Annotated in this window: 20 protein-coding genes; 4 read left to right on the top strand and 16 right to left on the bottom strand. The window is 70.5% G+C overall.

From position 1 onward, the window contains the following. Positions 1-151: 151 nt before the first annotated feature. From H9640_RS08710 to uvrC, 9 genes are all read right to left on the bottom strand, one after another. A complete protein-coding gene (locus H9640_RS08710; RefSeq protein ID WP_191790342.1) occupies positions 152-499 on the bottom strand; it encodes an RNA polymerase-binding protein RbpA in 348 nt (115 codons plus the stop codon). Positions 500-576: 77 nt separating this feature from the next. Continuing rightward, complete coding sequence (gene secG, locus H9640_RS08705) at positions 577-819, bottom strand: preprotein translocase subunit SecG (protein WP_191790341.1); 243 nt, start codon at positions 817-819, stop codon at positions 577-579. Between the two features lie 262 nt (positions 820-1081). Continuing rightward, positions 1082-1876, bottom strand: a complete 795-nt coding sequence (gene tpiA, locus H9640_RS08700; protein WP_191790340.1) for a triose-phosphate isomerase — start codon at positions 1874-1876, stop codon at positions 1082-1084. Positions 1877-1919: 43 nt separating this feature from the next. Further along, complete coding sequence (locus H9640_RS08695) at positions 1920-3119, bottom strand: phosphoglycerate kinase (protein WP_191790339.1); 1200 nt, start codon at positions 3117-3119, stop codon at positions 1920-1922. 132 nt (positions 3120-3251) lie between these two features. After that, a complete protein-coding gene (gene gap, locus H9640_RS08690; protein WP_191790338.1) occupies positions 3252-4256 on the bottom strand; it encodes a type I glyceraldehyde-3-phosphate dehydrogenase in 1005 nt (334 codons plus the stop codon). A gap of 443 nt (positions 4257-4699) precedes the next feature. Then, positions 4700-5680: a DNA-binding protein WhiA gene (gene whiA / locus H9640_RS08685; RefSeq protein ID WP_191790337.1), complete on the bottom strand. Its 981-nt coding sequence runs from the start codon at positions 5678-5680 to the stop codon at positions 4700-4702. A 193-nt stretch (positions 5681-5873) separates the two neighbouring features. Further along, the gene (locus tag H9640_RS08680) at positions 5874-6836 is read right to left on the bottom strand and encodes a gluconeogenesis factor YvcK family protein (RefSeq protein ID WP_191790336.1); all 963 of its coding nucleotides are present in this window, start codon (positions 6834-6836) and stop codon (positions 5874-5876) included. 2 nt (positions 6837-6838) lie between these two features. After that, on the bottom strand, positions 6839-7777 hold the full coding sequence (gene rapZ / locus H9640_RS08675; protein ID WP_191790335.1) for an RNase adapter RapZ: 939 nt from the start codon (positions 7775-7777) through the stop codon (positions 6839-6841). Between the two features lie 189 nt (positions 7778-7966). Continuing rightward, complete coding sequence (gene uvrC, locus H9640_RS08670; protein WP_191790334.1) at positions 7967-10111, bottom strand: excinuclease ABC subunit UvrC; 2145 nt, start codon at positions 10109-10111, stop codon at positions 7967-7969. A gap of 103 nt (positions 10112-10214) precedes the next feature. Here uvrC and H9640_RS08665 point away from each other — a divergent pair, with 103 nt between their 5' ends. Further along, positions 10215-10700, top strand: coding sequence for an OsmC family protein (locus tag H9640_RS08665; protein ID WP_191790333.1), 486 nt, complete (start codon positions 10215-10217; stop codon positions 10698-10700). A 61-nt stretch (positions 10701-10761) separates the two neighbouring features. Here the strand turns inward: H9640_RS08665 and uvrA are convergent, their stop codons facing one another. Next, positions 10762-13785 (bottom strand): excinuclease ABC subunit UvrA, encoded by a 3024-nt coding sequence (gene uvrA / locus H9640_RS08660; RefSeq protein ID WP_191790332.1) that lies wholly within the window; start codon positions 13783-13785, stop codon positions 10762-10764. A 226-nt stretch (positions 13786-14011) separates the two neighbouring features. Between uvrA and H9640_RS08655 the strand changes: the two genes are divergently transcribed. Further along, entirely contained in the window at positions 14012-14719 is a 708-nt protein-coding gene (locus tag H9640_RS08655) for an MBL fold metallo-hydrolase (RefSeq protein ID WP_191790331.1), read from the top strand. A 76-nt stretch (positions 14720-14795) separates the two neighbouring features. Continuing rightward, positions 14796-15095: a YciI family protein gene (locus H9640_RS08650; protein WP_191790330.1), complete on the top strand. Its 300-nt coding sequence runs from the start codon at positions 14796-14798 to the stop codon at positions 15093-15095. 117 nt (positions 15096-15212) lie between these two features. Here H9640_RS08650 and H9640_RS08645 read toward each other — a convergent pair whose 3' ends face one another. The 4 genes from H9640_RS08645 to uvrB form a co-directional block, all read right to left on the bottom strand. Then, the gene (locus H9640_RS08645; RefSeq protein ID WP_191790329.1) at positions 15213-16226 is read right to left on the bottom strand and encodes a TerC family protein; all 1014 of its coding nucleotides are present in this window, start codon (positions 16224-16226) and stop codon (positions 15213-15215) included. Next, positions 16226-17224: a TerC family protein gene (locus tag H9640_RS08640; RefSeq protein ID WP_191790328.1), complete on the bottom strand. Its 999-nt coding sequence runs from the start codon at positions 17222-17224 to the stop codon at positions 16226-16228. The genes H9640_RS08645 and H9640_RS08640 overlap by 1 nt, the downstream gene beginning before the upstream one ends. Before the next feature lie 297 nt (positions 17225-17521). Continuing rightward, complete coding sequence (locus tag H9640_RS08635; RefSeq protein WP_191790327.1) at positions 17522-17944, bottom strand: VOC family protein; 423 nt, start codon at positions 17942-17944, stop codon at positions 17522-17524. Between the two features lie 61 nt (positions 17945-18005). Further along, a complete protein-coding gene (uvrB, locus tag H9640_RS08630) occupies positions 18006-20105 on the bottom strand; it encodes an excinuclease ABC subunit UvrB (protein ID WP_191790326.1) in 2100 nt (699 codons plus the stop codon). A gap of 247 nt (positions 20106-20352) precedes the next feature. Here uvrB and H9640_RS08625 point away from each other — a divergent pair, with 247 nt between their 5' ends. Further along, positions 20353-21738: a choice-of-anchor A family protein gene (locus H9640_RS08625; protein WP_191790325.1), complete on the top strand. Its 1386-nt coding sequence runs from the start codon at positions 20353-20355 to the stop codon at positions 21736-21738. Between the two features lie 66 nt (positions 21739-21804). Here the strand turns inward: H9640_RS08625 and H9640_RS08620 are convergent, their stop codons facing one another. Both H9640_RS08620 and coaE read right to left on the bottom strand, forming a co-directional pair. Then, on the bottom strand, positions 21805-22467 hold the full coding sequence (locus H9640_RS08620) for a pyroglutamyl-peptidase I (RefSeq protein WP_191790324.1): 663 nt from the start codon (positions 22465-22467) through the stop codon (positions 21805-21807). Next, a complete protein-coding gene (gene coaE / locus H9640_RS08615) occupies positions 22464-23081 on the bottom strand; it encodes a dephospho-CoA kinase (protein ID WP_191790323.1) in 618 nt (205 codons plus the stop codon). The genes H9640_RS08620 and coaE overlap by 4 nt, the downstream gene beginning before the upstream one ends. Between the last annotated feature and the right edge of the window lie 3 nt (positions 23082-23084).

Here is a 23084-nt window from a genome sequence, read left to right as displayed (position 1 = left end):
GGACCAGACGACGGCACGGCGCACCGGCAGGACGCAGCCGACGACAGCACAGCGGGCCCCGTCCTTCTCGGACGGGGCCCGCTGTGCTGTGTACAGGCCCTGGAGGGCCCTTGCTGTGGGTGCGGACCGTTCACGGCCGCACGGGCACTGCCTAGCGGCCGCGGCGTGCCCGGAGCGCGGCGAGCGCCTCGTCGAGGAGGGCAACGCCGTCCTCGTCGCTGCGGCGCTCCTTCACGTACGCGAGGTGCGTCTTGTACGGCTCGTTGCGCAGCGCGCTCGGCGGGTTCGCCGGGTCCTGCCCCCCGGGCAGTCCGCAGCGCGGGCAGTCCCAGGTCTCAGGAGTGACGATCTCCACCTCGGACGAGAAGCTCGGACGCGTCTCGTGTCCGTTGGCACACCAGTAGGAGACCCAGACACGTGGGGCGACGTCGCCCCGCTCCGTCTCTCCCAGCGGACCGGCACCGACGCGCGACCCCTTGATAGCACTACCACCAGCCACGACTTCACTCCCCTGACTCACGACCGCCCGCGTACCGGGACGGTTCCACACCCTGTGCCGACGGCGTCGGCGCCGGGTCAGCTGACCTTCTGGATGAGCCCCAGAAGGATGATCACGACGGTCCAGGTGATCGCGAACGTGACGGTGATGCGGTTCAGGTTGCGCTCGGCCACGCCGGAGCTGCCGGCGCTGCTCGAGATACCGCCGCCGAACATGTCGGACAGGCCGCCGCCCTTGCCCTTGTGCATGAGCACGAGGAGGGTCAAGAAGCCGCTGGTGATGACCAGCAGGATCTGGAGAATGATGCGCAGCGCGTCCACGAGTACGTCCTTGGCTCTGGGTCCACGTCGAGAAGTCGAGAGCGGACCGCAACGGGTGTCCTGGACCGACCTGAGGCACAGGTACGGCACCGAGGACAAGGGTAGGCGACGCGGGCCCGATCCGACGAACCGTTCCGCCCGGCGGTCGTTGCTGCCGGTCGGGACGCCACGCCCCAGGGGCTACCGCGAGAAAAGGCCACCGCTCGCGCGGTGGCCACGCTGCCGGGCCGCGCCGTGCGGCGCGACCCGGCAGCGAAGGGGCTCAGGCCCCGTGGTGCGACTGGAAGCGCGCGATCTTCGCGAACTCCTCCGGGTCGAGGCTCGCGCCGCCGACCAGGGCGCCGTCGACGTCCTGCTCCTTCATGAGCTCGGCGATCGACGAGGACTTGACCGAGCCGCCGTAGAGCACGCGGACGGCGTCTGCCACCTCGGCCGAGTACAGCTCGGCGAGACGGGCACGGATCGCGCCCGCGACCTCCTGAGCGTCCTGCGGCGTGGCGACCTCACCGGTGCCGATGGCCCAGACGGGCTCGTACGCGATGACGACCTTGGCGGCGTCCTCCGCGGACAGGCCCTCGAGCGCGCCGTCGACCTGCGCGAGCGTGTACGAGACCTGCTCGCCGGCCTTGCGGATGTCGAGCGCCTCGCCGACGCAGATGATCGGGACCAGGCCCTGCGCGAGCGCGGCCTTCGACTTGGCGTTGACGAGCGCGTCGTCCTCGCCGTGGTACTGGCGACGCTCCGAGTGGCCGATCGCGACATAGGTCACGCCCAGCTTGCTCAGGAACACGGGCGAGATCTCCCCCGTGTAGGCGCCCGAGACGTGCTGCGAGACGTCCTGCGCGCCGTACGTCAGCTCGAGCTTGTCGGCGTCGACCAGCGTCTGCACGCTGCGCAGGTCCGTGAACGGGACCAGGACGGTGACCTCGACGGCCGAGAAGTCGTGCTTGGCGTCCTTGAGGGCCCAGGCGAGCTTCTGGACCGTGTGGATGGCCTCCTGGTGGTCCAGGTTCATCTTCCAGTTGCCCGCGATGAGCGGGGTACGTGCATCAGTCATGGTGTGTCTACCTTCTGTGAGCCGTGAGGCTGCGGTGGTGGGGTCAGGCCTCGAGGACTGCGAGCCCCGGCAGGGACTTGCCCTCGAGGAACTCCAGGCTCGCGCCGCCACCGGTCGAGATGTGGCTGAAGCCGGCCTCGTCGAAGCCGAGGATGCGCACTGCCGCGGCGGAGTCGCCACCGCCGACGATCGTGAACGCGCCGTTCGCCGTCGCGTCGACCAGGGCCTGCGCGACGGCACGGGTGCCGCCGGAGAACGCCTCGAACTCGAAGACGCCCGCGGGGCCGTTCCAGACGACCGTCTTGGCGTCCACGATCTTGCTCGCGAAGAGCTTCTGCGAGTCGGGACCGATGTCCAGGCCGATCTTGCCGTCCGGGATCGCGTCCGCGGGCACGACCTCGTAGGGAGCGTCGGCGGCGAACGAGTCCGCGGCGAGGATGTCCGTGGGCAGGACGATCTCGACGCCGGCCTTCTCGGCGTCCGCGAGGTAGCCCTTCACGGTGTCGATCTGGTCCGTCTCGAGGAGCGAGTTGCCCACCGAGTAGCCCTTGGCCGCGAGGAACGTGAAGACCATGCCGCCACCGATCAGCAGGCGGTCCGCCTTGGTCAGCAGGTTGGCGATGACACCGAGCTTGTCGGAGACCTTCGACCCGCCGAGCACGACGACGTAGGGGCGCGCGGGGTCCTCGGTCGCCTTCTTGAGGGAGTCGACCTCCTTGAGGACCAGCTCGCCGACCGCGGTCGGCAGCACCTTGGCGATGTCGTAGACCGACGCCTGCTTGCGGTGCACGACGCCGAAGCCGTCGGACACGTACGCGTCCGCGAGCGAGGCGAGGTCCGCGGCGAGCGACTCGCGCTCTGCGTCGACCTTCGAGGTCTCCCGAGCGTCGAAGCGGATGTTCTCGAGCAGCGCGACCTCGCCGTCCCCGAGCGCGGCGACCGTGGCCTTGGCGGACTCGCCGACGGTGTCGTCCGCGAGCGTCACGGGGGCACCGAGCAGCTCGCCCAGGCGGGCCGCGACGGGAGCGAGGGAGTACTTGGCGTCGGGCTCACCCTTGGGACGTCCGAGGTGCGCGGTCACGACGACCTTCGCACCGGCGTCGGTCAGCCGCTTGAGCGTGGGGAGCGCGGCGCGGATGCGGCCGTCGTCCGTGATGGTCGTCCCGTCGAGGGGGACGTTGAAGTCCGAGCGGACGAGCACGCGCTTGCCGCGCAGGTCGCCGAGGGAGTCGATGGTCTTCATGAGCACACTCCTGGTCTGAACAGGGTCGAAACAGGTCACGTCACACATGACTGCGTCCGCGTGCATGGGCGGCCAACCGGGCCGGCCACGCACGCGGACGCAGAATTCACCTCACGTCACGAAGGACGGAGATCAGAGACGAGCACCCACGTACTGCGTGAGCGAGACGAGCGAGCTGGAGTAGCCCCACTCGTTGTCGTACCAGGCGACGACCTTGACCAGGTCGCCGCTCACCTTGGTGAGCTTCGAGTCGAAGATCGAGGTGTGCGGGTCCGTGACGATGTCCGAGGAGACGATGTCGTCGTCGACGTACTTCAGGACGCCCTTGAGGGGGCCCTCAGCAGCAGCCTTGACCGCAGCGTTGACCTCCTCGACCGTGACGGTCTTCGAGGCGGTGAAGGTGAGGTCCGTGGCCGAGCCCGTGATGACGGGGACGCGCATCGCGAAGCCGTCGAGCTTGCCCTTGAGCTCGGGGAGCACGAGGGCGACGGCCTTGGCCGCACCGGTCGAGGTGGGGACGATGTTCTGCGCGGCCGCACGGGCACGACGCAGGTCCTTGTGGGGGCCGTCCTGGAGGTTCTGGTCACCCGTGTACGCGTGGATCGTGGTCATGAGACCGCGCTCGATGCCGATCGCGTCGTTGAGGGCCTTGGCCATCGGGGCGAGGCAGTTCGTGGTGCACGACGCGTTGGAGATGATGTGCTGCGTCGCGGGGTCGTACTGCTCGTGGTTCACGCCGACGACGAAGGTGCCGTCCTCGTTCTTCGCCGGAGCGGAGATGATGACCTTCTTGGCGCCGGCCTCGATGTGAGCCTTGGCCTTGGTCGCGTCGGTGAAGAAGCCGGTCGACTCGATGACGATGTCAGCACCGAGCTCGCCCCAGGGCAGGTTCGCCGGGTCGCGCTCCTCGAGGGCACGGATGGCCTTGCCGTCGACGATGATGTTGTTCTCGTCGAAGTCGACGCTCAGCGGGAAACGACCCAGGACGGTGTCGTACTTCAGCAGGTGCGCGAGCGTCTTGTTGTCCGTGAGGTCGTTGACACCCACGATCTCGATGTCCGCCCCCGACGCGATGATGGCGCGGAAGAAGTTACGTCCGATACGACCGAAGCCGTTGATACCGACGCGGATGGTCACAATGCCCTCCTCAGGGCGCGCCGGTGTTTCCGACGCACACGGTTGATGCCGAACGATCACGTACTACGGCGTACGTAGGTGGTAACGGCGAAGTACTCCCCCACTGGATGCCTCGCGGCGTGGACTCCGGGAATCTCGCAGGGCCACAGCGACAGCTGCGACTCAACAGGGTCCCGAAGACCTCAGTGAAGGAGCACGTCTTTGTCACCTGACATCCCCGATCCTATACCCGATCCTCCCCATCCCGTGACCTGGAGGCGGATCTGAGACGCCCACGGACGCACCGTGGGAATGTGACCGGGGTCCGAGACCGACGTCACACCGGGCGTGTCGCACGCCGGGCGCCGACGACGCGACGAGGGGCCCGCACCGTGCGGTGCGGGCCCCTCGTCGGCGTGTCGTCGGGGCCCGCAGGCACCGCGGGCGCGCGTGGCGCGGACCGCTCAGACGTCGAGCAGGTCCGGGCTCAGACCTGCCTCGGTGTCGGGGATCCCGAGCTCGGCCGCCCGCTTGTCGGCCGTGGACAGGAGCCTGCGGATACGACCCGCCACGGCGTCCTTGGTCAGCGGCGGCTCGGCGAGCTGCCCCAGCTCTTCGAGAGAGGCCTGCTTGTGGGCGAGGCGCAGCTCCCCGGCCTCCCGGAGGTGGTCCGGCAGGTCAGGACCCAGGATCTCGAACGCGCGCTCGACCCGGGCCCCTGCCGCCACGGCGGCACGCGCCGACCTGCGCAGGTTCGCGTCGTCGAAGTTCGCGAGCCGGTTTGCCGTCCCGCGCACCTCGCGGCGCTGCCGCCGCTCCTCCCAGACGACCACGGTCTCGTGGGCCCCCAGGCGGGTCAGCATCGCGCTGATCGCCTCGCCGTCCCGGATCACGACGCGATCCACCCCGCGGACCTCGCGCGCCTTCGCGGCGATCCCGAGTCGCCGGGCGGCGCCGACCAGCGCGAGCGCGGCCTCGGGCCCCGGGCAGGTGACCTCGAGGGCCGACGAGCGCCCCGGCTCCGTCAGCGAGCCGTGCGCGAGGAACGCGCCGCGCCACGCCGCCTCGGCCTCCCCGACCCCCGCCGAGACCACCTGCGGCGGCAGCCCGCGCACGGGGCGGCCCCGGTTGTCGAGCAGGCCCGTCTGTCGGGCGAGCGACTCGCCGTCCTTGACGACCCGCACGACGTACCGGCTCCCCCGGCGCAGCCCCCCGGCCGAGACCACGATCAGCTCGCTGGTGTGCCCGTACACGTCGCTGATCGTCTGCCGGAGCCGACGGGCGGCGATCGCCGTGTCCAGCTCCGCCTCGATCACGATGCGCCCCGAGATGATGTGCAGCCCTCCCGAGAACCGCAGCGTGGCAGAGACCTCCGCCTTGCGGCAGGAGGTCTTGTCCACCTTGAGTCGCGCGAGCTCGTCCTTCACCTGTGCCGTCAACGCCATGGCGACATCCTCCCATCAACGAGCAACGATCGTGACCGCCTTCTGCCAGGAGCCGCCGTACGACGCGCCCCCGCGCCGATCGCACGGCTGACGCCGCTCGTGCCCGCATAGGGGCCGGGGGCGCTGTCGCCGATCGACGGCCGACGGTCGGCTCGGCACCTCCCACGGACCGGTCCCCGGGGGCGGTCGCGGCTCAGCGGGTCGTGGTGCCCACGTCGCCGAGGAACCCGTCGAAGACGTCGCGCAGGGCGGCCGCGAGCCGCAGCGCGTCGTGCTGCGGCGTGCCGTCCGACCTGCCCACCTGGCGCAGCAGCAGCCGGGCGCCCGTGCGCGCCGACTCGTCCGCGAGCAGGCCGACGTCCTCGGCCGCGCTCGGGTCGGCGATCACCGCGTCGATGCGCAGGCTGGGTGCGTGCTTGTGCAGCGCCTCGAGGTGGTCGGTCGCGGTCAGGCCGTAGGTCTCGCCCGAGGTGTTCGAGAGGTTGAGGACGACGCAGCGCCGGGCAGTGGTCTCGTGCAGCGCGTGCGCGAGCTCGGGGACCAGCAGGTGCGGCATGACCGAGGAGTACCAGGAGCCCGGTCCCAGGATCACCCAGTCGGCCGCCATGACGGCGTCGACCGCCTCGGGGCACGCGGGCGGGTCGGGCGGCACGAGCCGCAGCTGCTCGATGCGGTCGCGGGTCACGGCGACCTGGCTCTGCCCCACGATCGTCCCGAGCCCGTGGTCGGTCCGCACGTCGGCCTCGATCCCGAGGGGCACCGCAGCCATGGGCAGGACCCGGCCGCGCGCACCGAGGAGCTTGCCCACCCAGTCGAGGCCCGCGACCGGGTCGTCGAGGAGCTCCCACAGCGCGACGATCAAGAGGTTGCCGACCGCGTGCTGGTCCAGGTCGCCGCTCGAGGAGAACCGGTGCTGCAGGACCGAGCTCCACGTCCGGCCCCACTCGGAGTCGTCGCACAGCGCCGCGAGCGCCATGCGCAGGTCGCCGGGCGGGAGCACACCGAGCTCGGCCCGCAGCCGACCGGAGGACCCGCCGTCGTCGGCGACGGTCACGACCGCCGTGATGCGGTCGGACATGAGGCGCAGCGCGGAGAGCGTCGCGGACAGGCCGTGCCCGCCGCCGAGTGCTACCACTGCCGGGTTGTCGAGGGTCACGACTACTCCTTGCCGAGGTCGCGGGCCGTCACGGTGACGCGCTGCCCGACGGCGCGCAGCCGTTGGGCGAGCACCTCGGAGATCGCGACCGACCGGTGCTTGCCTCCCGTGCAGCCCACGGCGATGGTCACGTACCGCTTCTCCTCGGCCAGGTACCCGGCCAGGACGGGCTCGAGCGCGCTGACGTACCGGTCGACGAACTCGAGCGCCCCGGGCCGGGCCAGGACGTAGTCCCGGACGGGCGCGTCGCGCCCGGTGAGGTGCCTCAGCTCGGTGATCCAGTAGGGGTTGGCGAGGAACCGCATGTCGACGACGTGGTCCGCGTCGAGCGGGATGCCGTACTTGAAGCCGAACGAGACGACGTTGATGCGCAGCGTGTCCGGGGTGCCCTCGGCGACGGCCGCGCGGACCTCCCGTGCGAGGTCGTGGACGTTGAGGTCCGAGGTGTCGATCACGACGTCGGCGCGCTCCTCGACGCTCGCGACCAGGCGCCGCTCCTCGGCGATCCCGTCCAGGATCCGCCCGTTGCCCTGCAGCGGGTGCGGACGCCGGACCTGCTCGTATCGACGCACCAGGACTTCGTCGGACGCGTCGAGGAACAGGATCCGGTAGAAGACCCCGGCGTCGCGCAGGTGCTTGAGCACGTCGAGGAGGTCGGTGAAGAACCCCCCGCCACGGACGTCGACGACGGCCGCGATGCGCTGCACGCTGGACCCCGCGCGCGTCATCATGTCGACGAGCGGGACGAGCATGCGGGGCGGCATGTTGTCGACCACGTACCAGTCGAGGTCCTCGAGCACCGCGGCAGCGCGCGATCGTCCGGCGCCCGACATCCCGGTGATCACGAGGACCTCGGCGTCGGAGCGCTCGGGCGCGTGGGTGGTCGCCTCGATCGCTGGGATGCCCTGCGGGACGGTCGTCGGGGAGGGTTCGGTGCTCATGCCACCAGCATGCCAGCCGGTCGCGCGCGGGCGGGCCGGACCGGCGTCGGGCACTTCTCGGGCGTGTCCTGCTCTCCGGCCGAGAGCTCGAGACCGGCCGCCCCCGCGCCGCGGGTCACGGGCAGGCCCTCTCGCCCGACGGCGCCGGGCCCCCGGGCGACGCGGCCGCCGGGTGCGCGCGGGGACGGCTCATGCGGGCGCCGCCTCCTCGGACGAGGGGGACGCCGGCGCGGCCGCCTCGAGCGCGTCTGTCGGCGACGCCGGCGACTCCGCCTCGGGAGCCGCCGCCCCCCCGGGTCCTACGGTTCCGGCGGCGGTCGGGCTCGCCGGACCGAGCGCGGCGACGACGGCCGCGGCGGTCGCGGCACCCATGCCGGGCACGGTCGCGATCTCCTCGGCCGACGCCGCACGCAGCCGCTTGAGGGAGCCGAAGTGCGTCAGGAGCGCCTTCTTGCGTGCGGGCCCGAGGCCCGGGACGTCGTCGAGGGCCGAGGCCGTCATGGCCTTGCCGCGCTTCTTGCGGTGGTAGGAGATCGCGAACCGGTGGGCCTCGTCCCGGACACGCTGGAGCAGGTACAGCCCCTCGGAGCTGCGCTGCAGGATCACGGGGTAGTCCTCCCCCGGCAGCCACACCTCCTCGAGCCGCTTCGCGAGGCCGCACAGCGCGACGTCGTCGATCCCGAGCTCCGCGAGGGCCCGGGCGGCGGCGGCGACCTGGGGCGGTCCGCCGTCGACCACGACGAGGTTGGGCGGGTAGGCGAAACGGGCGGCACGGCCCGCAGGTGCGTCCGCGCCCACCTCGCCCGAGCGTGGGACGTACCCCGCCGCGACGGCGTCCGCGTCCCGCGCGGTGTCGTCGTCGGCCCCCAGGTCCATCTCGACGTCCGTGGCCTGCGAACGGTCGGCGAGGTAGCGCTTGAAGCGGCGCGTGATGACCTCGTGCATGGCCGCGGTGTCGTCGCGGGCGCCCAGCCCCTCCGGGCCGCGGATCGCGAAGTGCCGGTACTCGCTCTTGCGCGCGAGCCCGTCCTCGAAGACGACCATCGACGCGACCTGGTGGGTCCCCTGCGTCGTCGACACGTCGTAGCACTCGATGCGCAGCGGCGCGGTCTCCAGACCCAACGCCTCCTGGATCTCGCGCAGCGCCTGGCTGCGCGTGGTCAGGTCCCCCGCACGGCGGGTCCGGTGCAGCGCGAGGGCGTGCTCGGCGTTCTTGTGCACCGTCGCCGCGAGCTCGCGCTTGTCACCGCGCTGCGGCACCCGCACGTCGACCTTGGCGCCCCGCAGGCCCGTGAGCCAGGCCACGACCTGCTCGGTGTCGGGCGGCAGGACGGGCACGAGCACCTCTCGGGGCACGATGCTCGACGACGGGGTCGAGGAGTCCCCGAGGGCCTCGTCGACCGAACCGTAGACCTGCTGCAGGAGGTGCTCGACGAGCTCGGCGTCGGTCACGTCCTCGACCTTCTCGACGATCCAGCCACGCTGCCCGCGGATGCGGCCACCGCGCACGTGGAAGACCTGCACCGCGGCCTCGAGCTCGTCGCCAGCGAGCGCGAAGATGTCCGCGTCGGTCGCGTCGCCGAGCACCACGGCGTTCTTCTCCATGGCGCGCTCGAGCGCGAGGATGTCGTCGCGCAGACGGGCGGCCTGCTCGTACTCCATGGCCGCCGCGGCTTCCTTCATCTTGGCCTCGACCCGGCGGATGAACTTCGCGGTGTCGCCCGCCATGAAGTCGCAGAAGTCCTCCGCGAGCGCGTGGTGGTCCTCGGGCGTGATGCGTCCCACGCAGGGGGCGGAGCACTTGTCGATGTAGCCGAGCAGGCAGGGCCGACCGGTCTGCTGGGCACGCTTGAAGACGCCCGCGGAGCACGTGCGGACCGGGAAGACACGCAGCAGCAGGTCGAGGGTCTCGCGGATGGCCCACGCGTGCCCGTAGGGGCCGAAGTAGCGGGTGCCGGGGCGCTTGGCACCACGCATGACCTGGGCGCGCGGGAACTGCTCGCCCAGGGTCACGGCGAGGTAGGGGTAGGACTTGTCGTCCCGGTACTTCACGTTGAACCGGGGGTCGAACTCCTTGATCCACGAGTACTCGAGCGCGAGGGCCTCGACCTCGGTCCCCACGACCGTCCACTCGACCGAGGCGGCCGTCGTGACCATCGTCTGGGTGCGGTAGTGGAGGTTCGTCAGGTCCTGGAAGTAGCTGCCGAGACGGGCGCGCAGATTCTTCGCCTTGCCGACGTAGATGACGCGGCCGTGCTCGTCGCGGAAGCGGTACACGCCCGGTGACGTGGGGATCTCTCCCGGTGCGGGGCGGTACGAGGACGGATCAGCCATGTCCGCCAGCCTAGGACAGTGCACCCACAGTCACGCCCCTGCGCCGACGCTCGCACGTGACGCCCGTCACACACGAACGCCCGACCGCCGCTAGGGTGACGGCATGGGCGCCCTTCACTCCTATGCCGCGACCGTCCGCTGGACCGGCGCGGGCCAGACCGGAACGACCACCTACACCGCGTACAGCCGGGACCACGACGTCGACCTCACCGGCCGACCGACGCTCCCCGGCTCGGCCGACCCCGCGTTCCGGGGCGACCCGAGCCGGTACAGCCCCGAGGAGCTGTTCGTCGCGAGCCTCTCGCAGTGCCACATGCTGTGGTTCCTGCACCTCGCGTCAGCGGCGGGGATCGTGGTGCGCGAGTACACCGACGAGGTGACCGGCACCATGCGGGTCGAGTCCGCCGGAGCCGGGCAGTTCACGGACGTCACGCTGCACCCGCACGTGGTGGTCGACGACGGCCCCGACGTCAGCGACGAGGCCGTCGCCGAGATCCACCGACGTGCCCACGACCACTGCTTCCTGGCGCGCTCCGTGAACTTCCCGGTGCTGCTCGAGCCCGCGCCGCTGCGCACGCACGCGGCCTGAGCCTGCACCCGGTCGGACGACAGCCGGCCGAGGTCCGACGGTCGACGTCCGCCGGTCGATGTCACTCGGTCGCGGGCTCGGCCTTCCTCGTGGCGGCGGACGCCTTCACGGTCGACGAGCTCTCCTTGGCCGCAGCCGTCGTCGACGACTTGCGCGCGGCCGTCTTCCTCGGCGCCTTCGCCGCCGTCTTGCCCGTCGCGGCCTTGGCCGGGGACTTCTTGGGCAGGGGTGCGACCGGGATGGGGTCACCCGTGAGGACCTCGGCGAGGAACCGACCCGTGTGGCTCTCGGGGACCGCGGCCACCTGCTCGGGCGTGCCCTCGGCGATGACCCGTCCACCGCCGGACCCACCCTCCGGTCCCATGTCGATGACCCAGTCGGCGTTCTTGATGACGTCGAGGTTGTGCTCGATCACGAGAACCGAGTTGCCCTTGTCGACGAGCGACTGGAGCACCGCGAGGAGCTTGCGGATGTCCTCGAAGTGCAGACCCGTCGTCGGCTCGTCGAGCACGTAGATGGTCCGGCCCGTCGAGCGCTTCTGCAGCTCGCTTGCGAGCTTGACGCGCTGGGCCTCGCCTCCTGACAGCGTGGGCGCGGGCTGCCCCAGGCGCACGTACCCGAGGCCGACCTCGGAGAGGGTCTTGAGGTGGCGCGAGATCGTCGGGACCGCGGCGAAGAACTCCGAGGCCTCCTCGATCGGCATGTCGAGCACGTCCGCGACGGTCTTGCCCTTGAAGTGCACCTCGAGCGTCTCGCGGTTGTACCGCGCGCCGTGGCAGACCTCGCACGGGACGTAGACGTCCGGCAGGAAGTTCATCTCGATCTTGATGGTCCCATCACCCGAGCAGGCCTCGCAGCGACCGCCCTTGACGTTGAAGGAGAACCGGCCGGGCGTGTAGCCACGGACCTTGGCCTCGCTCGTCTCGGCGAAGAGCTTGCGCACGTGGTCCCACACCCCCGTGTAGGTCGCGGGGTTGGACCGCGGGGTCCGGCCGATGGGCCCCTGGTCGACGTGGACCACCTTGTCGAGGTTCTCGAGTCCCGTGATCCGACGGTGACGCCCTGCGACCTGACGGGCTCCGTTGAGCTCGTTGGCGAGCACGGTGTAGAGGATCGAGTTGACCAGCGTGGACTTGCCGGACCCCGAGACGCCGGTGACCGCGGTCAGGGTGCCGAGCGGGAAGCTCACGTCGATGCCCTCGAGGTTGTGCTCGCGCGCACCGACGACCGTGATCCGACGGTCCTTGTCGACAGGGCGGCGGGCGGCGGGCAGCGGGATGCTGCGACGCCCGGAGAGGTAGGCGCCCGTGACGGACTCGGGCGCCTCCAGGAGGCCTGCGTAGTCGCCCGAGTGGATCACGCGTCCACCGTGCTCGCCGGCGCCCGGGCCGATGTCGACGATCCAGTCGGCCGCCCGGATGGTGTCCTCATCGTGCTCGACGACGATGAGCGTGTTCCCGAGGTCCCTCAGCCGGGTCAGGGTGTCGATGAGCCGGCGGTTGTCCCGCTGGTGCAGACCGATGCTGGGCTCGTCGAGGACGTACAGGACACCGACGAGCCCCGAGCCGATCTGCGTCGCGAGACGGATGCGCTGCGCCTCGCCTCCCGAGAGGGTCCCGGCCGGACGCTCGAGCGAGAGGTAGTCCAGCCCGACGTCGAGCAGGAAGCCCAGTCGGGCGTCGATCTCCTTGAGGACCTCGGTCGCGATGGCCTTCTGGCGCGTGCCCAGCTCGAGCGAACCGAGGAACGCCGCGGCCTCGCGCAGCGGGAGCCGGCAGACCTCGGCGATGGACTTGTCCCCCACCTTGACGGCGAGGACCTCGGGCTTGAGACGCGTGCCCTGGCACACCGGGCACGGCGTCTCGCGCATGTACGCCTCGTACTTCTCCTTGGACCACTCCGACTCGGTCTCGCCGTGGCGGCGCTCGAGGAACGTCACGACGCCCTCGAAGCCGGTCGAGTACTGACGCTCGCGCCCCCAGCGGTTCTTGTACCGGACGTGGACCTCGTGGTTCTGGCCGTAGAGCACCGCCTGCTGAGCACGCTGAGGCAGGGCGCGCCACGGCACGTCCATGGAGAAGCCCAGGTCCGAGGCGAGCGCCGTCAGGACGCGGTGGAAGTACTCCGAGGAGATCTGTGCCCAGGGCGCGACCGCGCCCTCCGCGAGCGACTTCTCGTCGTCCGGGACGACGAGGTCCGGGTCGACCTCGAGGCGGAAGCCGATACCCGTGCACTCGGGGCACGCACCGTAGGGGGCGTTGAACGAGAAGGTGCGCGGCTCGATCTCGTCGAGCGTGAGCTCGTGGTCGTTCGGGCACGCGCGCTTCTCCGAGAACCGGCGCTCGCGTTGCGGGTCGTCCGCGTCGGCGTCGACGAGCTCGACGACGACGAGCCCCCCGGCGAGCCCGAGCGCGGTCTCGACCGAGTCCGTGAGCCTGCGCTGCACGCCCTCGCGCGAGACGAGACGGTCGATCACGACCTCGATGTCGTGCTTGAGCTTCTTCTCGAGCGCCGGCGGGTCCGTGAGCTGGACGACCTCGCCGTCCACGCGGGCGCGCGCGAAGCCCTTCGACTGCAGCTCCTTGAAGAGCTCGCTGTACTCCCCCTTGCGACCACGCACCACGGGAGCGAGGACCTGGTAGCGCGTGCCCTCGGGCAGCTCCAGGAGGCGGTCGACGATCTGCTGCGGCGTCTGGGCCTGGACCTTCTCGCCGCAGACCGGGCAGTGCTGTGTGCCGGCGCGCGCGAAGAGCAGGCGCAGGTAGTCGTAGACCTCGGTGATGGTGCCCACGGTCGAGCGCGGGTTGCGGTTGGTCGACTTCTGGTCGATCGAGACCGCGGGCGACAGGCCCTCGATGAAGTCGACGTCGGGCTTGTCCATCTGCCCGAGGAACTGACGGGCGTACGCCGACAGCGACTCGACGTAGCGACGCTGCCCCTCGGCGAAGATCGTGTCGAACGCGAGGGAGGACTTTCCGGACCCCGAGAGTCCCGTGAAGACGATGAGCTGATCCCTCGGCAGGTCGAGGTCGACGTTGCGGAGGTTGTGCTCACGGGCACCAGCGATGACAAGGCGGTTGCTCACCGAAGCATCGTAAGCCTCGCCCCTGACATTCGCACACCTGTTCGACCGACGTCACCGGGGCCGAGGGTCCTGCGGTTCCTGTCGAGGGACGGCCCCGGCGGTCTGACCTGCTCCTGGACGGCGCTCCGGGTCCCGTCACCGGCGTGCCAGACTCGGCACGAGAGGCTCGTCACACCGGCGGCCGGTCGTCCGTCAGGACGCCAACCAGCACAGCGAGGAGATCGGCGTGGGATACACCGGAGACGTCACGGTCGCGGGACCGAGCGACCTGCGGGTGCTGGACGAGGTCGAGGTCCGCAAGCTCGCCGTCGGGCCCGCCGAGAACAACGCCTACCTCCTGACCTGCCGCGGGAGCGGCGCCCAGCTCCTCGTCGACGCCGCCGCCGAGCCCGACCGGCTCCTCGAGCTCGTCCGGGAGGGTTCGTCGACCGCCCGCCTCGACCTCGTCGTCACGACGCACAGGCACCTCGACCACCTCGGGGCGCTCTCCTCGATCGGCGCGGCCACCGGCGCGCGGCTCGCGGCCGGCGCTCCCGACGCGGAAGCCGTCGCCGAGGCGACCGGCGCGACCATCACGCGCCACCTGCACGACGGCGACACGATCGTCGTCGGCCACCTCACGTTCGAGGTGGTCGCCCTGCGCGGTCACACCCCCGGCTCGGTCACGCTCGTCTACCGCGAGCCCGAGCACGCGAGCGCACCGGACGCCGTGCCCGGCCGAGCACACCTGTTCACGGGGGACTCGCTCTTCCCGGGCGGCCTCGGGAGCACGTCGAACGACCCGGACCGCTTCGCGATGCTCTACGCGGACGTCACCACCAGGCTCTTCGACAGGTTCGACGACGCCACCTGGGTCTACCCGGGCCACGGCGCGGACACGACGCTGGGGGCAGAGCGCCCCCACCTCGACGAGTGGCGCGAGCGCGGCTGGTAGGACACCGGTCGCGCGGCCGAGCGGGCCGACGACGGACCGTCACCACCACCACGCCGGATGGTGCTTCAATGTCGCCATGCCGATCTTCGCCGTGACCTACACGTACGCCGACAAGCCCGCCGTCCTGGACGAGTTCCGCCCCGAGCACCGTGCGTTCCTGCGCGGGCTGCTCGACGAGGGCACGCTGCTCGCCTCCGGCCCCCTCGCCCAGGACGCGGCCAACCCCGCGGGCGCGCTGCTGCTCGTCGACGCCCCGGACGAGGCCTCGGTCGCGAGCACGTTCGACGCCGACCCGTTCGCCCGCGAGAACGTCATCACGCGGCGCACCGTGCGCCCGTGGTCTCCCGTCATCGGCCCCTGGGCCGACCGAGTCTGAGCGTCGCCGCCGCCGGACGGAGCGCTCGACTCCCCCGTCCACGAACGCGGACGGCCCGTCTCCCCGGAAGGGAGACGGGCCGTTCTCACGGGGCGAGCAGCGCCTGCCGAGACGCGCCTACGAGGCCGCGTCGACGTCGTCGGGCAGGGCCTCGTCCTTCTGCTGACCACGCGTGCGCAACAGGCTGGCCACCGTCGTGACCCCGAGCGCACCCAGGATGACCACGAGCGAGAGCCAGATCGGGATCGTCGGGACGGCCTCGATGTGCTGCCCGCCGTTGACGAACGGCAACGTGTTCTCGTGCAAGGCCTCGAGGATCAGCTTGATCCCGATGAAGCCCAGGATGACCGCCAGCCCGATCGGCAGGTACACCAGCCGCTCGAGCAGGCCCCCCAGCAGGAAGTAGAGCTGCCGCAGCCCCATGAGGGCGAAGACGTTCGTCGTGAACACGATGAACGGGTCGTGCGTGAGCCCGAAGATCGCAGGGATCGAGTCGAACGCGAAGAGCAGGTCCGTGCTGCCGATCGCGAGGAACACGATCAGCATGGGCGTGAAGAGCCGCTTGCCGTCGACCACGGTGCGCAGCTTGCCACCGTCGTACGTCGGCGACAGCGGCAGCACCCGGCGCAACGACCGGATGAGCCGGTTCTCCTGGTACTCCTCCGGCTCGTCCCCACCCGCGACCAGCTTGATCGCGGTGTAGATCAGGAACGCGCCGAAGAGGTAGAAGACCCACACGAACTGGGCGATGATCGCGGCGCCGGCGAGGATGAACGCCCCGCGCAGCACGAGCGCCACGATGATCCCCACCATGAGCACCTTCTGCTGGTGCTCCCGCGGCACGGCGAACCTCGTCATGATGATGACGAACACGAAGAGGTTGTCGACCGACAGGCTGTACTCCGTGAGCCAGCCCGCGTAGAACTCGACCGCGGGAGCACTGCCGCCCACGAGGGCGACGAGGCCGCCGAAAACCAGTGCCAGGGCGACGTAGAACGCCACCCACAGGCCGCTCTCCTTCATCGACGGCACGTGCGGGCGACGCCCCACGACCACCAGGTCGACGAGCAGGAGGACGACGAGGGCCGTCAGGGACGCCGCCTCGAACCAGAACGGCAGCTCGTGCTGCATCAGTAGGTTTCCTTCTCCAGGCGACGACGGTCGCTCTTGTCCTTGGCGAGGCTCGCGACCGTCGTGATGGCCAGCGTGACCAGGATGAAGCTGAGGGAGACGGCCGTCGAGATCTCAGGGATGACGGTGACGTGCTCGCCACCGTTGATGAACGGGATCTCGTTCTTGTGCAGCGCGTGGATGAGGAGCTTGATCCCGATGAAGCCGAGGATCGCGGCCAGGCCCCAGGCGAGGTACACGAGCCGGTCGAGCAGGCCGTCGATCAGGAAGTAGAGCTGGCGCAGGCCGAGCAGGGAGAACGCGTTGGCCGCGAAGACGAGGAACGTCTCCTGCGTGAGGCCGAAGATCGCGGGGATCGAGTCGACCGCGAACAGCAGGTCGGCGCTGCCGATGGCGATCATCACGATGAGCATCGGCGTGATGTAGCGCTTGCCGTCGATCTTCGTGAACATCCGGTCCTCGACGTACGCGTCCGTCGTGGGGAAGAAACGACGCGTCAGGCGCAGGACGCCGTTCTCCTTGTACTCCTCGTCCTCGTGCTCACGCGCGCTCTTGACCTGCGTGTAGGCGGTGTAGATGAGGAAGGCGCCGAAGATGTAGAAGACCCAGCTGAAGTTCTCGATCAGCGCGGCGCCCAGGAAGATGAAGATCGTGCGCAGGACCAGGGCGATCGTGATGCCGATCAGCAGGACCTTCTGCTGGTACAGCCTGGGCACCCGGAAGCTCGTCATGATGAGGACGAACACGAAGAGGTTGTCGACCGACAGGCTCTTCTCGGTGATGTACCCGGCGAAGTACTCCCCGCCGTAGACCGAGCCGAAGTAGGCCCAGATCCCGACCCCGAAGAGGATCGCGATGCCGACGTAGCCGGCGGACCACCACGAGGCTTCCTTGAGCGTGGGGGCGTGCGGGGTGCGGACGTGGCCCACGAAGTCGAAGGCCAGCATCGCGAGGATCATGCCGACCGTCGCGACCCACATCCAGACAGGAACATCCATCACACATACCTCCGGTACGTAGCGTCGAGTACCGAAGGTCTCTTCCGCCCTCGCGGTCACCGATCCCCGCGAGGGCGGATCGCGAGAGGTGACCGTGCAGGACCGGTGACACCGGGCCGACGACTACGCCGACCGTGATGACGACATCACCGTTTCTAGGAATACTCCCCTTCAACTGGGCAAGCATAGGGCATGGCACGAGGCGAGCACCCACGCTTCCACAACCACCTGGGCGCGGCGAACCTTCCCGAGTGCGCCTCGCCCACACCTCGCACCCACCCGCTCCTCGGGCGATCGTCACTGCACGCAGAACTCGTTGCCCTCCGGGTCCTGCAGGACGATCCAGAACTCTCCGTTCTCGTCCATCTCCTGGAGCACGGACGCGCCGAGCGAGACGAGGTGGGCCGCGTGCGACCGGACGTTGCCCACCCGCTCGGCCCCGTCCCCCTCGACCCCCACGTCGATGTGCATGCGGTTCTTGGCGGTCTTCGGCTCGGGGACCTGCTGGATGAAGATCCGCGGCCCCACGCCGTCCGGGTCCACCACCGCGTAGAACGCGTTGTAGCGGTCCGGGCTCATGCCCCAGGCCGCCATCGCGGCTTCCCAGTCCGCGAAACCCTCCGGCGGCGGCTGCTCGACGTAGCCCAACGCCTCGCACCAGAACGCACCCAGACCCCGCGGGTCCGCTGCGTCGAACGTGATCTGGACCGTGCGTGCCATGGCATCCCTCGTTCTGTCGCTCTCGCCGGGCCGGCGGCGCCTGCCCGGGCGGGCCCACCGCTCAGGCGGTGGCCGACTGCATCTGCCGCAGCTCCTTCTTGAGCCCGGAGATCTCGTCGCGCAGTCGCGCCGCGAGCTCGAACTGGAGCTCGGCCGCCGCCGCGTGCATCTGGTCGCTGAGCTCCTGGATGAGGTCCGCGAGCTCGCCGGCCGCGACCCCCGCCAGCCGGTTGGCGGTCGTCGCGCCTTCCTTGGGGCCGCCCGGTACAGGAGCGCGCCCCTTGCCGGGCTGCCGGTAGCCGCCCGCGAGGAGCTCCTGGGTGTCGATGTCCTCGCGCGCGAGCATGTCCGTGACGTCGGCGATCTTCTTGCGCAGCGGCGTGGGGTCGACGCCGTGCTCGAGGTTGTACGCGACCTGCTTCTCCCGGCGCCGGGTGGTCTCCTCGATCGCCTGGGCCATGGCCGGCGTGATCTTGTCGGCATACATGTGGACCTGGCCGGACACGTTACGAGCCGCACGCCCGATCGTCTGGATGAGGGACGTGCCGGAGCGCAGGAAGCCCTCCTTGTCGGCGTCGAGGATCGCGACGAGCGACACCTCGGGCAGGTCGAGCCCCTCACGGAGCAGGTTGATGCCCACCAGGACGTCGTACTCCCCCATGCGCAGCTCGCGCAGCAGCTCGACGCGGCGCAGCGTGTCCACCTCGGAGTGCAGGTACCGCACCCGGACGTCGCGCTCGAGGAAGTAGTCCGTGAGGTCCTCGGACATCTTCTTGGTCAGGGTCGTGACCAGCACGCGCTCGTTGCGCTCGACCCGCTCCCGGATCTCGTGCAGCAGGTCGTCGATCTGCCCCGTGGTCGGCTTGACGACGATCTCCGGGTCGACCAGGCCGGTGGGCCGGATGATCTGCTCGACCACGCCGTCGGACATCGAGAGCTCGTACTTGCCCGGGGTCGCCGAGAGGTAGACCGTCTGCCCGATCCGTTCGACGAACTCCTCCCAGCGCAACGGCCGGTTGTCCATGGCGCTCGGCAGGCGGAAGCCGTGGTCGACCAGGTTGCGCTTGCGCGACATGTCACCCTCGAACATCGCCCCGATCTGCGGGACCGTGACGTGGGACTCGTCGATCACGAGGAGGAAGTCCTCGGGGAAGTAGTCGAGCAGCGTGTGCGGGGCGGTGCCCGCCTCTCGACCGTCGATGTGCCGCGAGTAGTTCTCGATCCCGGAGCACGAGCCGATCTGGCGCATCATCTCGATGTCGTAGGTGGTCCGCATGCGCAGGCGCTGCGCCTCGAGCAACTTGTTCTGCCGCTCGAGCTCGGCGAGCCGTTGCTCCAGCTCGGCCTCGATCGAGGTGATCGCACGCTCCATGCGCTCCGGTCCGGCGACGTAGTGCGTCGCCGGGAACAGGTTGACGCTCGTCTCCGAGCGGACCACGTCTCCCGTGAGCGGGTGGAGCAGGTGGATCGCCTCGATCTCGTCGCCGAAGAACTCGATCCGGATCGCGAGCTCCTCGTAGACGGGGATGATCTCGACCGTGTCGCCCCGCACGCGGAACGTCCCCCGGGTGAAGGCCAGGTCGTTGCGCGTGTACTGCATGGTGACGAACTGACGCAGCATCGCATCACGCTCGACCTGGTCGCCGACGTCGAGACGGACCATGCGGTCCACGTACTCCTGCGGCGTGCCGAGGCCGTAGATGCACGACACCGAGGCCACCACCACGACGTCTCGACGGGTCAGGAGCGAGGACGTCGCGGAGTGGCGCAGCCGCTCGACCTCGTCGTTGATCGAGGAGTCCTTCTCGATGTAGGTGTCCGTCTGCGCGATGTACGCCTCGGGCTGGTAGTAGTCGTAGTAGGACACGAAGTACTCGACCGCGTTGTTGGGGAGCAGCTCCCGGAACTCGGTGGCCAGCTGGGCGGCGAGGGTCTTGTTGGGAGCCATGACCAGGGTGGGGCGCTGCAGCTCCTCGATGAGCCACGCCGTGGTCGCGGACTTCCCGGTACCCGTCGCACCGAGCAGCACCACGTCCTTCTCGCCCGCTCGCAGCCTCTGCGAGAGCTCGGCGATGGCGGTGGGCTGGTCACCGGACGGCGTGTAGTCGGAGATGACCTCGAACGGGGCGACGGTGCGCTGAAGATCGGTGACGGGACGCATGGTTCCACGGTACGGCGAACCACCGACAAGCGAACTATCGACCGCCGCTAGCCCACGGTCGACGAACGCGCGACCCGAACGCGGACTTTCACCCGGCAAGGGATTTGGCGTGTCGCGACGGGGCCCAATACTGTGCCGGTGATCCTCGCGCATCTCCTGATATCCCCTGACAAACCAGACGTCGGGCCATCCTGGACCGTGGATTAGTACGTAGACCTTACTTTCGGCCTCGACCCCGGAGACATCGATGTTCCTCAGCCCGACGCGCAGGACACCCCAGCGCACCCTCCTCGGCGCGCTCGCCACCGGCGCCCTGACCACCGGCCTGCTGGGCCTCGGCGCGGCGCCCGCCCTCGCCGCCACGCCGCTGCCCGCGACCGCGCTCGGCAACGAGTGCCCCGACTTCACCGGCGGCCTCACGAACACGCCGCTGTTCACCGACAAGGGCGTGGCCGTGTTCGTCGGCGGCGACTACACCGCGCTGGGCGGGGCCAAGGAGTCCGAGGGCGTCCTCGTCTCCCAGGGCTCGGTGACCATCGACACGGGCGACCTGATGAACCTCGGGGTCGTCGGGGCCGGTTCCCAGTTCACGCCGGCGAGCGGCAGCGACATGGTCCTGGCCGCAGGTGCCGTGACCGTCAAGTCCGGACGGGTCGAGGTCGCCCACCGGCTCGACAAGGGCGGCAACGTCGTCGCCGGAGGCGCCATCGAGGGGACCTTCGAGCTCAACGGCGGCAAGAAGACCCCGCACTCCTCCGTGCCCGCACCGCAGGCCAAGGCCCTCCGGACCGAGCTCGGCAAGGTCTCGGCCGACCTCGCGAGCAAGCCCGCGACCGGTAGCCTCGCCGGCAAGGTCCTCACGGGCGACGGCTCGGCCGCGGTGCAGGTCTTCGACGTCTCCGCGGAGCAGGTGGCGGGCCTCGGCGGCGAGGTCACCTTCCAGAACGTCGGCACGTCCGCACCCATCGTCGTGAACGTCTCGGGCGCCACGCCGGACCTCTCGCTGAACTACATGGCGTCGGGCAGCGACCGGATCGACGCAGGGACCGCCCTCGGCAAGTGGGCCCCTCGTATCCTCTGGAACTTCCCCGACGCCACGAACCTCACCATGACGAGCAGCAGCCAGACGGTCGGTTCGATCCTCGCCCCGCAGGCCGACGTCGAGCAGAAGACCCACACCAACGGTCGCCTGTACATCGGAGGCGACCTGACCTTCGGGGGCCAGGGCGCCAGCGGCGGCCTCGAGCACCACAACTTCCCGTGGATCGGCTCGGCGACGCTCGGTTGCGACGTCCCGCCGGCCACCGTGAGCCCGCCGGTCACCGAGACCCCCCAGCCCCTCACGCCCGGCGAGAAGACCCCGAGCACGCCGGTCCCGGCCAACCCGGTCGTGCCTCCGACCGCCACGCCGCCCACGGTCACGGTGGACAAGGCCGCCCCGGTCGCCGACCCCAAGCCGTGGCCGGGCGCCACGGCGCCCGCGAAGGCCGCTCGGACCGCGACCGGCCAGGAAGAAGGCGGCCTCGCGGCCACGGGCGCGCAGACGGCGCTGATCGTCGTGGTCGCTGCGGCCCTCCTCGCGGGCGGTACCTGGCTCGTCCTGCTGGCTCGCCGCAAGCGCGCCACGAGCTGACCCTCTGCTGAACGACGGCCGAGGCCCCGGGGAGATGCTCCCCGGGGGCCTCGGCCGTCCGACGCGTCAGTGCTCGGCGCCCGCCGAGACCACCCGCGCGGCGTCGGGGGCGAGCCGACCGTCGAGGTCGGCCAGCGCCGTCTCGACGACGACCCGCAGGGCGCGGACGACGGCTGCGAGCGGCAGGGACCCGACGTCGGGCACGGGGCGTCCCGGCTCGCTCACGGCAGGCACGTGCACGAACCCGGCCCGGACCTCGTCCCGGCCGTCCGCCCAGCGCACGAGGTCGTAGAAGGTCGCGTTGCACACGTACGTCCCCGCGGTGCCCGACACCGCGACAGGTACCCCGGCCTCGCGCACCGCGACGAGCGACGGCTTGAGCGGCAAGGTCGTGAAGTAGGCGGCCGGGCCGCCCTCGACCACGGGCACGTCGACGGGGGCCGAGCCCTCGTTGTCGGGGATGCGCGCGTCGACCAGGTTGATCGCGACCCTCTCGAGGCGGACCGCGTCCGTCCCTCCCGCGAGCCCCACGGCCACGACGACCCGCGGCCGGTGCTCCTGGATCGCCGCGAGCAGGGCGGGCCAGGCTCCGGCGAAGGTGCACGGCAGCTCGACAGCGACGAGCGGCTCGTCCGCGTCCCACGCGTCGCGCAGTGCGCTCACGGCCTGCCAGGAGGCGTTGGTCGCGGCGCCGTCGAACGGCTCGAAACCCGAGAGCAGGACGGTCATGCGAGCTCTTCCGCGGTCTCGCGCACGACGCGCTCCCACAGGGCGTCGACCTCGGCACGCAGGGCCTCGGGCGTGCCGCTGCCGTCGAGCGTGACGTCGGCGACCGCGAGGCGCTCGGCGTCGCCGGCCTGCGCGGCGATGCGCGCCCTGGCCTCGTCCTCGCTCATGCCCCGTGAGGTCACGAGGCGTCGGAGGCGTACGTCCTGCGGGGCGACGACCACGGCGACGAGGTGGAACGACTCAGCCTGGCCGGTCTCCACGAGCAGCGGGATGTCGTGCACGACCACGGCTCGCGGGTCGCGCGCCGCGACGAGGGCCTCTCGCTCGGCCGACAGACGACGGACCTCCGGGTGGACGATCGCGTTGAGCCGGCGCCGTGCCTCGTCGTCGCCGAACACGATGGTCCCCAGTCGTGCCCGGTCGAGCGACCCGTCGGGCGCGAGGACGCCGTCGCCGAAGGCTTCGACGACCTCCTCCAGACCCACGGTGCCGGGCGCGACGGCCTCGCGCGCGAGCACGTCGGAGTCGATGACGCAGGCCCCGAGCTCGGCGAACCGGTCGAGGGCCACGGACTTTCCTGCTGCGATCCCGCCGGTCAGGCCTACGCGAAACATGGG

The organism is Oerskovia gallyi (assembly GCF_014836745.1).
Classification (GTDB): domain Bacteria; phylum Actinomycetota; class Actinomycetes; order Actinomycetales; family Cellulomonadaceae; genus Oerskovia; species Oerskovia paurometabola.
The sequence above is the reverse complement of the archived record's forward strand: the minus strand, read 5'-3'. Positions and strand labels throughout refer to the sequence as shown.